The sequence below is a fragment of the Aminobacter sp. AP02 genome, from assembly GCF_003148805.1.
GTDB lineage: Bacteria > Pseudomonadota > Alphaproteobacteria > Rhizobiales > Rhizobiaceae > Aminobacter.
Genome location: NZ_QGGX01000025.1, coordinates 1 through 13,252 on the forward strand (window position 1 = coordinate 1; position 13,252 = coordinate 13,252).

Below are 13,252 nucleotides of genomic sequence, written 5' to 3' on the forward strand. Positions count from 1 at the left end.
CGGTGGTGAAGACGATGCGCCCCGCCGCATGGTTTTCGCGCACCAGCGCCTCGAGCCCCGGCTCGAAGATCGGGATGAACCCCTGGTTCAGCCGCACGACCTTGGCCGCATCGACATCGACGCAGACCACGTCATGGCCGACCTCGGCCAGAACCGCAGCCTGCACAAGCCCGACATAGCCAATTCCAAATACCGTCAAGTTCATCCCGTCAAATCCTGCTACCGACCACCGCCATGCATGGCGGTGATACAGGATTTGCTACGGCCCACCAATCGGAACGTTGGTTCGCCTCATACCGCAATCGAATGACGTGCCGTACCCTCGCCCAGATAGGAGTCGAAGGCAGCGGAGATCGAACGGACGAAGGGTTTGCCCGGTTCGGTGACGACAAAGCGGTTGCCGGCGCGGACAAAGACGCCGTCGCGATCGCTGGCGGCAAGCAGCTCGGCCTCGGCGACGACGTTTCGCGCCGCCTCGCCGAACAGGTCGAGCAGTTCACAGCGCGAGAAGGAAAAATCGCACATGAGCCGCTCGATGACCCATGCGCGCATGCGGTCGGCATTCGAAAGCGCGAAGCCACGCACCGTGGCGAGGCCGCCAGCCAGCACGCGGCGCTCATACTCGCCGGTCGCCGGCATGTTCTGGACATAGCCTTGCGGCAGCAGGCCGATCGAGGATGCGCCGAGGCCGATCAGCGCATCGGCCTGGTCGGTGGTATAGCCCTGGAAATTGCGCCGCAAGGCGCCGGAGCGCGCGGCAACCGCGAGGCTGTCCGTGGGCAGCGCGAAATGGTCCATGCCGACGGCCTCGTAACCAGCGGCCAGAATGAGTTGTGTCGCCGCTTCGGCCTGCTCGAGCCTGGCGCAGGCATCGGGAAGCAGCGCCTCGTCGATCATCGTCTGGTGCTTTTTCATCCACGGTACGTGGGCATAGCCGAACAGCGCGATGCGGTCCGGCCGTAATGAAAGGAGCTTGTCCGTCGTCGAAACGATGCTTTCGAGCGTCTGGTGCGGCAAGCCGTAGAGCATGTCCAGATTGACCGAACGCACGCTGCGCGCGCGAACCCCGTCGACCACCGACTTCGTCTGCTCGAAAGTCTGTTCGCGGTTGATCGCCTGCTGCACGCGCTCGTCGAAATCCTGCACGCCGAGGCTGGCACGCGTCATGCCGATGCTGGCCAGCGCATCGAAGCGCGCTTCGTCCATGTCGTTAGGATCCATCTCGACGCTGATCTCGGCATCGGATGTAAAGGCAAACCTGTCCCGCAGCCTCCGCCCAAGCGAAAGGATGTGCTCCGCCTTGAGCATCGTCGGCGATCCGCCTCCGAAGTGCAGCGCGTTGACCTTCAGCCGGCTTCCGCAAAGTGCCGCCACGGTGTCGATCTCGGCGGCCAGAGCTGTGAGGTAGCTGACGAGCGGATCGTATTTCCGCGTCTGCTTGGTGTGGCAGGCACAGAACCAGCACAGCCGGTCGCAATAGGGAATATGGACATAGAGCGATGCGGAGGCGCCCTTCGGCAGCGCGCGCAGCCAGCTGCCATAGGTGGTCGCCGAGATTGCCGCGTTGAAATGCGGCGCTGTCGGATAGCTGGTGTAGCGCGGTACCGGCGCGGCATATTTTTCGACGAGTGTCCTGTCCATGATCGTCTCCATCAACGACCAAGGATCGGACGCACGCTGCGTCAGCGCCTTGACCTGGATCAATAGCTCGTCGTCAGCGGACACAATGACACGTTCCTTTTACCGTCCTTGATCCCTAGGTTGGGCAAATCAGACGGTCGGACAACGCGATGACCCTTCGGCAGGACATACATAATTCGGAGATACCCGTGCTGTGCCGAGCTTGCGAGGCGCGGCACCGCGGCGTTTGCGGGGCATTGTCGCCCGAGCAGCTGATGGAACTCAGCCGCCACTCGACCAAGCGCAAGATCGAGTCCGGTACCGAACTCGTTTCTGATGCCGGCAGCATCGACAGCTATGCCAACATCCTGGCTGGTGTCGTCAAGCTGACCAAGACCCTGCCCGATGGCCGTCAGCAGATCGTCGGCCTGCAGTTCGCACCCGATTTCATCGGCCGGCCGTTCAAGCGCGAAAGCACGATCAGCGCCGAGGCCGCTACCACCGTTTCCGTCTGCGCGTTTCCAAAGACATCGCTCGACCGGATGATCGAGCGGGCGCCTGAACTCGGCCACCGGCTGCACCTGCAGGCGCTCGACGAACTCGACGAGGCGCGCGACTGGATGCTGACGCTCGGCCGCAAGACGGCGGCAGAGCGCGTCGCCTCATTCCTATATCTCATCGCCCGACACGGGAATCCGGAAGCTGAAAGTGAAGGCAAGGTCAGTTTCGACTTGCCGTTGACACGCGCCGACATCGCCGATTTTCTCGGGCTGACCATCGAGACTGTAAGCCGGCAATTGACCAAGCTGCGCAAGGACGGGCTGATCACGGTCGAAAACAACCGACACATCACCGTCTTCGACGTAACCAAGCTGGAACGCCGCGCCAACGTCTGACCAGAAAGGTCAACCCGGCGGCGACAGCTGGGCCAGCACGTGGTCGCGCTCGAAGGCGACGTGTCGGCGCACCGCGCCGAAAAAGCCGCGCAGCATGAAACCAAGGGTTTCGGGATTCTGCGCCCGGCGCCAGCGCGCAGCGAACCGCAAGGCATCGCGCAATTCGGCGGCATACCCTTCGTCTTCGAAATGCTCGTGCTTCAGCCGCGCGACAGTCTTTCGCGCTTCGGCGCTTTGGCCGAGGCTTGCAGCGAAGTGCGGATAGATCTCGATCTCCTCGAAGCGGTGGGTCTCGGCCATCCCGGGCCCAAGCGCGCGCGCCGCCAGCAGGCATTCGCGACGGTTGAGCCCTGCAGGCAACGAGTCGGCAATCGCCTCCAGCCTGTCGCAAAGGGCAAGCTTTGCCACATGGGCGCGCCGCATGACGGCAACAGCGTCGAGCATGGCTGCTTGCTCCGATCCGGCCGTTATTTCGTCACGCGCATTCATATTGTCTTGTTTTTCCCTTCGTACCCTAAGGCTGTTCTGGCACGCGCCGCTTGACCTTGATCCAGATCAAGGCAGTGTGTGTAATTGTCATGGATGTGTGCCGTCTGGCGCCGACGCGAGCTTTCGGCGCTCAGCTACCGTCGGGGATCGCTCATGAAATACGGATTCGAAGTCATCTTGCTGGCACTGGGGGCGTTCATCGCCTTACTGGGTGTCGCTTTCGCGCATGACAGCCAGTTCGGCGCCCATATGTGGGTGCTGTTTTTTGCGCTGGCGGCAGGCGCCATCGTCTTGATGCGCACCAGCAGCTACTCGCCTGTCGATATTCTGGCCGAGGACAAGTCGGCCTACATGGACGGGCCCGTGCGCTATGGCGTCGTCGCCACCGTTTTCTGGGGCGTCGCGGGCCTGCTCGTTGGCGTGATCGTCGCAGCCCAGCTTGCGTTCCCCGACCTCAACATCGAGCCGTGGCTGAACCTGGGACGCCTGCGCCCGCTGCACACGTCGGCGGTCATCTTCGCCTTCGGCGGCAACGCTCTGATCGCTACGTCCTTCTACGTCGTCCAGCGTACCTCGCGTGCCCGCCTCTTCGGCGGCGACCTCGCCTGGTACGTGTTCTGGGGTTACCAGCTGTTCATCGTCATGGCGGCGACAGGTTATCTGCTCGGCATCACCCAGAGCCGCGAATATGCCGAGCCCGAATGGTATGTCGACATCTTCCTGACGATCGTCTGGGTCGCCTATCTCATCGTCTTCCTGGGCACGATCCTGAACCGCAAGGAGCCGCATATCTATGTGGCCAACTGGTTCTATCTGTCCTTCATCATCACCATCGCGATGCTGCACGTCGTCAACAACCTCGCCGTGCCGGCGTCTTTCCTCGGCTCGAAGAGTTATTCGCTGTTCGCTGGCGTGCAGGACGCGCTGACGCAATGGTGGTACGGCCATAACGCCGTCGGCTTCTTCCTGACCGCCGGCTTCCTCGGCATGATGTACTATTTCGTGCCCAAGCAGGCCAACCGCCCGGTCTATTCGTACCGCCTGTCGATCATCCACTTCTGGTCGCTGATCTTCCTCTACATCTGGGCTGGTCCGCACCATCTGCACTACACCGCCCTGCCCGACTGGGCGCAGACGCTCGGCATGGTGTTTTCGATCATGCTGTGGATGCCTTCATGGGGTGGCATGATCAACGGCCTGATGACGCTGTCCGGCGCATGGGACAAGATCCGCACCGATCCGATCATCCGCATGATGGTCATCGCCATCGCCTTCTACGGCATGTCGACCTTCGAAGGCCCGATGATGTCGATCAAGGCGGTCAACTCGCTCAGCCACTATACCGAGTGGACCATCGGCCACGTCCATTCCGGCGCGCTTGGCTGGAACGGCATGATCACCTTCGGCGCCATCTACTTCCTTGTTCCGCGTCTTTGGGGCCGCGAACGGCTCTATTCGATGCGGATGGTGACCTGGCACTTCTGGCTCGCAACCCTCGGCATCGTCGTCTACGCCGCCGTCATGTGGGTCGCCGGCATCACGCAGGGGCTGATGTGGCGCGAGTACAACGAGCAGGGTTTCCTGGTCTATTCCATCGCCGAAAGCGTGGCCGCCATGAAGCCCTACTACATCGTCCGCACCATCGGCGGCCTGATGTACCTCGCCGGCGCGCTGGTCATGGCCTGGAACATCTACATGACGATCCGCGGACACGTGCGCGAGGAAGAGCCGATGCCCGGCGCCGCACCAGTCCTCCAGCCTGCCCAGTAAGGAGCCCGACATGGCACTGCTCGACAAACACAAGATCATCGAGAAGAACGCGACGCTCCTGCTGGTCGGCACGCTGCTGGTCGTCAGCATCGGTGGTATCGTCCAGATCGCGCCCCTCTTCTATCTCGAAAACACCATCGAAAAAGTCGAAGGCATGCGCCCCTACTCGCCATTGGAGCTGGCGGGGCGCAACATCTACATCCGCGAAGGCTGCTACCTCTGCCACAGCCAGATGATCCGCCCGTTCCGTGACGAGGTGGAGCGTTACGGCCACTACAGCCTGGCGGCCGAGTCGATGTACGACCATCCCTTCCAGTGGGGATCGAAGCGCACCGGCCCGGACCTCGCCCGTGTGGGCGACCGCTACTCCAACGAATGGCACGTCCAGCATCTCATCGAGCCGCGCTCGGTGGTGCCTGAATCGATCATGCCGCGTTATGCCTTCCTCAAGGAGACGCCGGTCGAGGTGAAGAACATCAGCTACGACCTGATCGCCAATCGCCGCGTCGGCGTGCCTTACAGCGACGACATGATCGCCAATGCCGAGGCTGACATGAAGGCCCAGGCTGACCCCAATGCCGATACGTCAGGTCTTCTGGCGCGCTATCCCAAGGCCAAGCTTGGCGATTTCGACGGCAACCCGGCAGCGCTGACCGAGATGGACGCGCTTGTCGCCTATCTGCAGATGCTCGGCACGTTGGTCGACTTCTCGACCTACGACCCGGCCAAAGGCTACCGCTAGGAGATCTGTCATGGACTACAATACCTTGAGGCATTTCGCCGACAGCTGGGGGCTGCTGGCGATGACCGTCTTCTTCATCGGCGCGGTTCTTTTCGCGCTTCGCCCCGGCAGCCGAGAATCGGCCGAACAGGCCGCACAAATTCCGCTCAAGGAGGACTGATCTGTGAGCGAAAAGCATATCGACGAACTGTCCGGCGTCGAGACCACCGGACATGAATGGGATGGCATCCAGGAACTCAACAATCCGATGCCGCGCTGGTGGTTGTGGACTTTCTACGCCACCATCGTCTGGGCGTTGGCTTACACCATCGCCTACCCTGCCTGGCCGATGCTTCGCAGCGCGACCACTGGCGTCCTGGGCTATTCCAGCCGCGCCGACGTCCAGGCCGACCTGACAGCCGCCGAAGACGCCAAGAGCGCCTATGTCGAGGCGGTGAAGAGCAAGAGCGTCGACGAGATCATGGCCGACGAGAACCTGCGCCAGTTCGCAACGGCTGCGGGTTCGGCGGCGTTCAAGGTCAACTGCATCCAGTGCCACGGCTCGGGTGCTCAGGGTTCGCCCGGCTTTCCCAACCTGAACGATGACGAATGGCTTTGGGGCGGCAAGGTCGACCAGATCTACCAGACAATTTCCCATGGCGTCCGCTTCGCCGGCGACGAAGAGACGCATGTATCGGAGATGCCGGCTTTCGCCGAGGTCCTCGAACCGCAGCAGATCAACGAGGTTGCGGCCTATGTCGCAAGTCTTGCCGGCACGGCCGACACGCCCGATCTGGTGCGTGCCGGCGCCAAGGTCTTCGCCGACAATTGCGCCGCATGCCACGGCGAAAATGCCAAGGGCAACAAGGAGTTGGGCGCCCCGGACCTGACCGACGCGATCTTCCTTTATGCCTCCGGGCAGAACGCGATCGCCCAGCAGGTGCGCCATCCCAAGCACGGAGTCATGCCCGCCTGGGGTTCGCGGCTTGGCGACGTGAAGGTCAAGGAGCTTGCCGTCTTCGTCTATTCGCTGGGCGGCGGCGAATAGTCCTCTATTCGCCGACGGGGGAATGGGCGAAAGGCAAGATGGGGGCTCGGCAGCAATGCCGGGTCTCGCCGCGTAGAAAACCCCGGGGTTGACCTGGGTCAAGGCCGGTTGCCAGCCGACCAAGCATAACGGGCATACCCGGAGTTCGGGGGTGCAGGAGATAAAAATGCTTGACGACACGGAAGTCGAGAGGCTCGAAGTAGAGGCGGTCAACTCCGCCAAGACCCGCCAACCGCTTTACACTGCGCGCAAGAAGGTCTTTCCCAAGCGTGCCTCCGGTCGTTTCCGTCAGTTCAAGTGGCTGATCATGGCGATCACCCTCGGCATCTACTATCTGACACCGTGGATCAGGTGGGATCGCGGTCCCTACGCACCCGACCAGGCGGTTCTGCTCGACATCGCAAACAGGCGTTTCTACTTCTTCGCAATCGAAATCTGGCCCCAGGAATTCTACTACGTCGCCGGCCTGCTGGTCATGGCCGGCATCGGGCTTTTCCTAGTCACCTCGACGGTCGGCCGCGCCTGGTGCGGATACACCTGCCCGCAGACGGTATGGGTCGACCTGTTCCTCGTCGTCGAACGTGGCATCGAAGGCGACCGCAATGCCCGCATCAAGCTCGACGCGGCGCCGATGTCCGCAAGCAAGCTCGCCAAGCGCGTCGCCAAGCACGCCGTCTGGCTCGTCATCGCGGTTGCCACCGGCGGCGCCTGGATCTTCTATTTCGCCGACGCGCCTACCCTGCTCGCGGACTTCGTTACCGGCCACGCCGAGCCTGTCGCCTACATCACCGTCGCCATCCTCACCGCCACCACCTATCTCTTCGGCGGGCTGATGCGCGAACAGGTCTGCACCTACATGTGCCCGTGGCCGCGAATCCAGGCTGCGATGCTCGACGAAAACTCGCTGACGGTCACCTATAACGACTGGCGTGGCGAACCCCGTTCGCGCCATGCCAAGAAGGCTGCCGCCGAAGGCCTTACCGTTGGCGATTGCGTCGACTGCAACGCTTGCGTTGCCGTCTGTCCGATGGGCATCGACATTCGCGATGGCCAGCAGCTCGAATGCATTACCTGCGCGCTCTGCATCGACGCCTGTGACAGTGTCATGGACAAGATCGGCAAGGAGCGCGGCCTCATCTCCTATGCCACCCTCGCCGATTACCAGTCGAACATGGCAATCGCCACGGATCCGGCAACCAAGACCATCGACCCGAAGCGGGTGCGCGACGACAAAGGCAAGCTCAGCGCGGCAATTGCGCACTTCCGGCTCAGCCGGATATTCCGCCCGCGCACGTTCGTCTACGCAGCCGCCTGGAGCCTGATTGGCATTGCCTTGCTGTTTGCCCTGCTCAGCCGCGACCGGCTCGAGGTCAACGTGCTGCAGGACCGCAATCCGCAATATGTCCGCCTGTCAGACGGTTCGATCCGAAACGGCTATACCGTCAAGCTGCTCAACATGGTGCCGCAGCCGCGCAATTTCGAACTCAGCATCGAAGGCTTGGCCGGTGCCAACATGAGCGTCGTGGGCCTTGACCAGCCCGAGAGCCGTTCCATCACCACCGAGGTTGAGGCCGACAAGCTGAAGACGATCAGGGTTTATGTCCGCCAGCCGCTCGAAAACCTGGCGGAGGGGCAGAGCTTCAAGTTCGTCGTCGTGGACAAGGCGGGTTCCGAAAGAGCCTCTTATGTCGCAAAGTTCAATGTTCCGGAGACAGGTCGATGAGCTCTCGCGCCGCTCAGCCCAAGCCATTCACTGGTTGGCATATGCTGGCCATCATGGTCGCGTTCTTCGGCGTCATCATCGCCGTCAATCTGCTCATGGCCACCCTGGCCAATACGAGCTGGACGGGCCTCGTCGTGCAAAACACCTATGTCGCCAGCCAGCAGTTCAATGAACAAGTGGCAGAAGCCCGGGCCCAGGCGGCACTTGGCTGGAAGGGAACGCTGACCATCGCCAATGGCGAGATTCGCTATGGTCTGGTCGACGCATCGGGCACGCCGATTCATGCCGAGAGCGTCACAGTGACCTTCCGCCGGCCCGCTTACGAGGCCGAGGACTGGCAGGCAACGCTTAAACGCAACACCGACAGTACCTTCTCGGCCACCGCCGCCATCCGCGACGGCATCTGGATCGTCAACACCGAAGCCAAGCTGAGCGATGGCACGCCATATCACGAGGCGCGGCGCCTCATCGTTACCGCGGGAGACGCGAAATGAGCTGCTGCGCGCCTGACGTCGACGCCGCGCTCGGGCTTGCGGCAAGTGCACCCAAGGGGCCGTCCCGCGACGAGCTGACGCTGTCGAGCCGCAGCCTTCCCGGCGGCCTGCGTCAGACCGACCTTTCCGTTCCGGGCGTGCATTGCGGCGCCTGCATGACCAATATCGAGTCGGCGCTTGGCAAGCTCGACGGCGTCGAACAGGCGCGGGTCAATCTTTCGACCAAGCGGGTTTCCATTCGCTGGCGCGAAAACGCGGGGGCGCCACCCATTGCCGAAGCACTAGGCAAGCTTGGCTACGAGAGCCATTTGTTTGAGCAGGACGCCGACGAAAGGGACGAAACACTGGCCGAATTGATCCGCGGCCTCGGTATCGCCGGCTTCGCCGCCGGCAACGTCATGTTGCTTTCGGTCTCGGTTTGGTCGGGCGCGCAAGATTCCACCCGTGATCTGTTTCACTGGCTTTCCGCGCTGATCGCGCTTCCGGCGCTCGCCTACTCCGGTCGCATCTTCTTCCGTTCCGCCTGGGGTGCGCTACGCAATGGCCGCACCAACATGGACGTGCCGATCTCGATCGGCGTCCTCCTCGCCTACGGCATGAGCCTCTATGAGACGGCCAATCACGGCCCGCATGCCTATTTCGACGCTTCGGCGTCGCTGCTCTTCTTTTTGCTCATCGGCCGCACACTAGACCATGTCATGCGCGAGCGCGCCCGTGTCGCGGTCAAGGGCTTGGCGCGGCTTGCCGCCCGTGGCGCGACGGTGCTTCTGCCCGACGGCACCAGTGCCTATGTCCCGGTGAGCGACATCAAGCCGGGCACACACATACTGCTTTCGGCCGGCGATCGCGTGCCTGTCGACGCCAAGGTGCTCAAGGGCCGTTCGGAGCTCGATTGCGCCATCGTATCGGGCGAAAGCGATCCCGTTGCGGTAGGGTCAGGTGCTGAGCTGCGTGCCGGCACGCTGAACCTGACCGGACCTCTGACCATCGAGGCGACCGCTGCAGCGCAGGATTCGTTCCTTGCCGAAATGATGCGCCTGATGGAGGCCGCCGAAAGCGGGCGAGGCGGATACCGCCGCATCGCCGACCGCGCGTCGGCACTTTATGCTCCAGTCGTGCATCTGACCGCGTTCCTGGCGTTCATTGGCTGGATGGTCGCCGCCGGCAACTGGCATCAGGCCATCACCATCGCCATTGCGGTGCTCATCATCACCTGTCCCTGCGCACTCGGCCTAGCTGTACCGATCGTTCAGGTCGCTGCAGCCCGGCGCCTGTTCGAGAACGGCATCATGGTCAAGGACGGCTCCGCCATGGAACGGCTCGCCGAGATCGACACAGTCGTTTTCGACAAGACCGGAACATTGACGTTGGGCATGCCCAGGCTCGTCAATGCGAGCAAGATCTCTCCCGAAATACTCTCCCTCGCCGGGGCCATGGCGCTGCATTCGCGCCATCCTGTGTCGCGGGCTCTCGCCGAAGCTGGCGGCAATGCGTCAACGCGCCAATGGGCCTTCGACAGCGTCGAAGAGATCCCCGGCTTCGGACTGCAGGCCCGGCTCGGCTCCGACATCTACCGGCTTGGACGGGCGCCCTGGGCACTTGGCCAGGAAGGTTCGATCGGCGGCACGGTGCTGTCGCAGAATGGCTCGGGGATCGCCGAATTCGCGTTCGACGACCGGCCTCGCGCGGGTGCGGCCGCGGCTGTCGCCGAATTGCGCAAGCAGGGCCTCGCCGTCGAGATCGTCTCCGGCGATCGCCCCGAAGCCGTAGCTTCCGTCGCCGCGACACTGGGCATTGAACAGACCTCTGCCCAGGTCCTGCCGAGCGGCAAGGTCGACAGACTCACCGCGCTCAAGGCGCAGGGCCGCAAGGTGCTGATGGTCGGCGATGGTCTCAACGACGCGCCGGCCCTGGCTGCCGCCCACATCTCCATGGCGCCGGCGAGTGCTGCCGACATCGGCCGCGCCGCCGCCGACTTCGTCTTCCTGCGCGAAAGCCTGTCTGCCATTCCCCTGACCCTGGCAACATCCAGGAAAGCGAACCAGCTGATCCGGCAAAACCTCGTGCTGGCCGTGGTCTACAACGCAATCGCCGTGCCCATTGCCCTGTTTGGCTATGTGACACCACTGGTAGCCGCGTTGGCGATGTCGCTGTCATCGGTTATTGTCATCGCAAATGGGTTGCGGCTCAGTGCGGGCAAGGACAGTGCGCCGAAGCCTGCCGCAACCAAGGGGCAAGCCTTTCCAGGCAAGGAGGCCATGGCGTCATGACCAATCTGCTGTTTCTTCTACCGGTCGCGCTGTTTCTCGGCGGCCTTGGCCTTGCAGCCTTCCTCTGGTCGCTGCGCAGCGGCCAGTATGACGACATGGATGGAGCTGCCGAGCGCATTCTGGTCGACGACGACTAGGGCAATTTCGTTCGGCCTTGCCGGTGCGCCAGCGCGGACAAAAATGCTGCGGCACTGCAAATGCCTGTGCTAACAGAACGGCATGGCGCAAAAGAAAGCTCACGAGGTCGATTCCTGGCTCGCACGCCCAGCCCCCGAGGCGGTGATCGTGCTTATCTATGGCCCTGATCGCGGCCTTGTTTCCGAGCGGGCGGCAGCTTTCGCCGCCAAGACGGGCCTTCCCCTCGACGATCCGTTCTCCGTGGTGAAGATCGACGCCGCCGATGTCGAACGCGACAGCGGCCGCCTTGTCGACGAAGCCCGTACGGTGCCGATGTTTTCGCCGCGCCGCCTGATCTGGGTGCGCAATGCGGCAGCGCAGAAGAGCCTGGCCGACGACGTCAAGGCGCTGGTCGCAGAGCCGCCACGAGACGCCATCATCCTGATCGAGGCGCAGGATCTGAAGAAGGGTGCGCCACTGCGCACGGTCATTGAAGGCGCCTTTGCCGGCATGGCCTTGCCTTGCTATGGCGACGAAGCGCGCGACATCGAGTCCGTCATCGACGACGAACTCCGCGCCGCCGGACTGACGATGGCGATGGACGCCCGCAATGCGTTGCGCCGCAGTCTCGGCGGCGACCGCTTGGCCACGCGGGGCGAAGTCCAGAAACTGACGCTTTATGCCATGGGACGCGGCGCAATCAGTCTCGAAGACGTCAGGGACATGACCGGTGACGTCTCCGCGCTGTCTCTAGACGACGCCATCGACGCAGCCCTTGGCGGCAACATCGCCGAGTTCGACGCCGCCTTCACCAAACAGTGTCAGACCGGAAGCCAGGCAGCACAATTGCTGGCTACTGCCACTCGCCACCTGCAGAACATCCATCTGATGCGCGGCGAGATGGAAGGCGGGGGCCGCAATGCCGCAGCGATCATAGCAGCCGCAAGGCCGCCGGTGTTCTTCGCTCGCCGCCGTGCAGTGGAGCGAACTCTGACGTCATGGAACTCGGCCGCCCTCACCCGTGCGTTGGCGCGGCTGCAGTCGACGACGCTTCAGACACGGCGCAGGCCAGACCTTGCGGTCGCACTGGCCCGGCAGGCGATGCTGGGCATCGCTGTCGAAGGTGCTCGTCTCGCCGGCGGCCGGCGCTGAAAACAAAAACGCCGGCTAACAAGCCGGCGTCTCCATCTTCAAACATCAATAGAATCAATCACATATGTTCGCTTTTCAGGCGGCGGCAAAGATCGTCCAGCTGTTCGAGCGACCGGTAGCTTATGCGTAGTTCGCCGCCTTTTTCCTTGTGGGCGATCGAAATCTTCATGCCGACGACATCGGTCAGAAGCTTTTCCAGCGCGATTGTATCCGGATCCTTCTCCACAGGACGCGTTGGCTGCTTTTCCACGATCGCATCCGCCGGCAACTGCGCCAAGGCCTCGGCCTGGCGAACCGACAGGCCTTCTTCCACGATCCTCTTGGCAAGACCGGCCGGATCCTGCGCCGTGATCAGCGCGCGCGCGTGACCGGCGGACAATTCGCCGTTAATCAGCATATCGCGCACGACATCCGGCAGCTTAAGCAGCCGCAGCGTGTTGGCCACGTGGCTACGGCTCTTGCCGATGACCTGGCCGAGATCCGCCTGGGTATAGCTGTGATCGTCGATCAGTTGCTGATAGCCCATCGCCTCTTCGATGGCGTTGAGATCGGTACGTTGCACGTTCTCGATGATGGCGAGTTCGAGCGCGGTCCGATCATTGACATCGCGAACAAGGACCGGGATCTCGTTGACCCCTGCGCGCTGCGCTGCGCGCCAGCGCCGCTCCCCAGCGATGATCTCGTAACGGCCGGACTGTGCTGCGGGGCGGACAACGACAGGCTGAACCAGCCCATGCTCGCGGATCGACTGAGCGAGATCGGCGAGATCGGCCTCGGCAAAATGCCGGCGTGGGTTGCGCGGGTTCGGACTGACGAACTCGATAGGTACGCGTCCGTCGGCCGGTGCAGCCGGCTTTTCCGGTGCGGCTGGCTTGTCCATCTCGCCGATAAGGGCGGCGAGTCCTCGCCCAAGGCGCTTTCTGGAAAGGTCTTCGTTCATGTCTAGTCCAGC

The 13,252-nt window shown here is 62.8% G+C and carries 13 protein-coding genes and 1 pseudogene; 10 read left to right on the forward strand and 4 right to left on the reverse strand.

Features of this window, described 5'->3' with window-relative positions; genetic code table 11:
- Both C8K44_RS23665 and hemN read right to left on the reverse strand, forming a co-directional pair.
- Positions 1-205, reverse strand: a pseudogene (locus tag C8K44_RS23665) (UDP-glucose 6-dehydrogenase); the annotation flags it as partial.
- Between the two features lie 86 nt (positions 206-291).
- A complete protein-coding gene (gene hemN / locus C8K44_RS23670; RefSeq protein ID WP_109578290.1) occupies positions 292-1,641 on the reverse strand; it encodes an oxygen-independent coproporphyrinogen III oxidase in 1,350 nt (449 codons plus the stop codon).
- 149 nt (positions 1,642-1,790) lie between these two features.
- Between hemN and C8K44_RS23675 the strand changes: the two genes are divergently transcribed.
- Positions 1,791-2,516, forward strand: coding sequence for a Crp/Fnr family transcriptional regulator (locus C8K44_RS23675; protein WP_109578235.1), 726 nt, complete (start codon positions 1,791-1,793; stop codon positions 2,514-2,516).
- Positions 2,517-2,525: 9 nt separating this feature from the next.
- On the opposite strand, the gene C8K44_RS23680 is transcribed toward C8K44_RS23675, so the two are convergent.
- Complete coding sequence (locus C8K44_RS23680; protein WP_158282784.1) at positions 2,526-2,960, reverse strand: hemerythrin domain-containing protein; 435 nt, start codon at positions 2,958-2,960, stop codon at positions 2,526-2,528.
- Positions 2,961-3,158: 198 nt separating this feature from the next.
- Between C8K44_RS23680 and ccoN the strand changes: the two genes are divergently transcribed.
- From ccoN to holA, 9 genes are all read left to right on the forward strand, one after another.
- Positions 3,159-4,775 (forward strand): cytochrome-c oxidase, cbb3-type subunit I, encoded by a 1,617-nt coding sequence (ccoN, locus tag C8K44_RS23685; protein ID WP_109578237.1) that lies wholly within the window; start codon positions 3,159-3,161, stop codon positions 4,773-4,775.
- A 10-nt stretch (positions 4,776-4,785) separates the two neighbouring features.
- Positions 4,786-5,517 (forward strand): cytochrome-c oxidase, cbb3-type subunit II, encoded by a 732-nt coding sequence (ccoO, locus tag C8K44_RS23690; RefSeq protein ID WP_109578238.1) that lies wholly within the window; start codon positions 4,786-4,788, stop codon positions 5,515-5,517.
- Between the two features lie 10 nt (positions 5,518-5,527).
- On the forward strand, positions 5,528-5,677 hold the full coding sequence (locus tag C8K44_RS23695) for a cbb3-type cytochrome c oxidase subunit 3 (RefSeq protein ID WP_109578239.1): 150 nt from the start codon (positions 5,528-5,530) through the stop codon (positions 5,675-5,677).
- A gap of 3 nt (positions 5,678-5,680) precedes the next feature.
- Positions 5,681-6,544: a cytochrome-c oxidase, cbb3-type subunit III gene (gene ccoP / locus C8K44_RS23700; protein WP_109578240.1), complete on the forward strand. Its 864-nt coding sequence runs from the start codon at positions 5,681-5,683 to the stop codon at positions 6,542-6,544.
- A gap of 166 nt (positions 6,545-6,710) precedes the next feature.
- Positions 6,711-8,267, forward strand: coding sequence for a cytochrome c oxidase accessory protein CcoG (gene ccoG / locus C8K44_RS23705; RefSeq protein WP_109578241.1), 1,557 nt, complete (start codon positions 6,711-6,713; stop codon positions 8,265-8,267).
- Positions 8,264-8,761 carry a FixH family protein gene (locus C8K44_RS23710; RefSeq protein ID WP_109578242.1) on the forward strand — a complete coding sequence of 166 codons (498 nt, stop codon included), beginning with the start codon at positions 8,264-8,266 and terminating at the stop codon, positions 8,759-8,761. The genes ccoG and C8K44_RS23710 overlap by 4 nt, the downstream gene beginning before the upstream one ends.
- Positions 8,758-11,031 carry a cation-translocating P-type ATPase gene (locus tag C8K44_RS23715; protein ID WP_109578243.1) on the forward strand — a complete coding sequence of 758 codons (2,274 nt, stop codon included), beginning with the start codon at positions 8,758-8,760 and terminating at the stop codon, positions 11,029-11,031. Before C8K44_RS23710 ends, C8K44_RS23715 begins: the two co-directional genes overlap by 4 nt.
- The gene (gene ccoS, locus C8K44_RS23720; protein WP_109578244.1) at positions 11,028-11,168 is read left to right on the forward strand and encodes a cbb3-type cytochrome oxidase assembly protein CcoS; all 141 of its coding nucleotides are present in this window, start codon (positions 11,028-11,030) and stop codon (positions 11,166-11,168) included. Before C8K44_RS23715 ends, ccoS begins: the two co-directional genes overlap by 4 nt.
- 82 nt (positions 11,169-11,250) lie before the next feature.
- The gene (gene holA, locus C8K44_RS23725; protein WP_109578245.1) at positions 11,251-12,300 is read left to right on the forward strand and encodes a DNA polymerase III subunit delta; all 1,050 of its coding nucleotides are present in this window, start codon (positions 11,251-11,253) and stop codon (positions 12,298-12,300) included.
- 58 nt (positions 12,301-12,358) lie between these two features.
- Here holA and C8K44_RS23730 read toward each other — a convergent pair whose 3' ends face one another.
- Positions 12,359-13,240, reverse strand: a complete 882-nt coding sequence (locus C8K44_RS23730; protein WP_109578246.1) for a ParB/RepB/Spo0J family partition protein — start codon at positions 13,238-13,240, stop codon at positions 12,359-12,361.
- Positions 13,241-13,252: the final 12 nt, after the last annotated feature.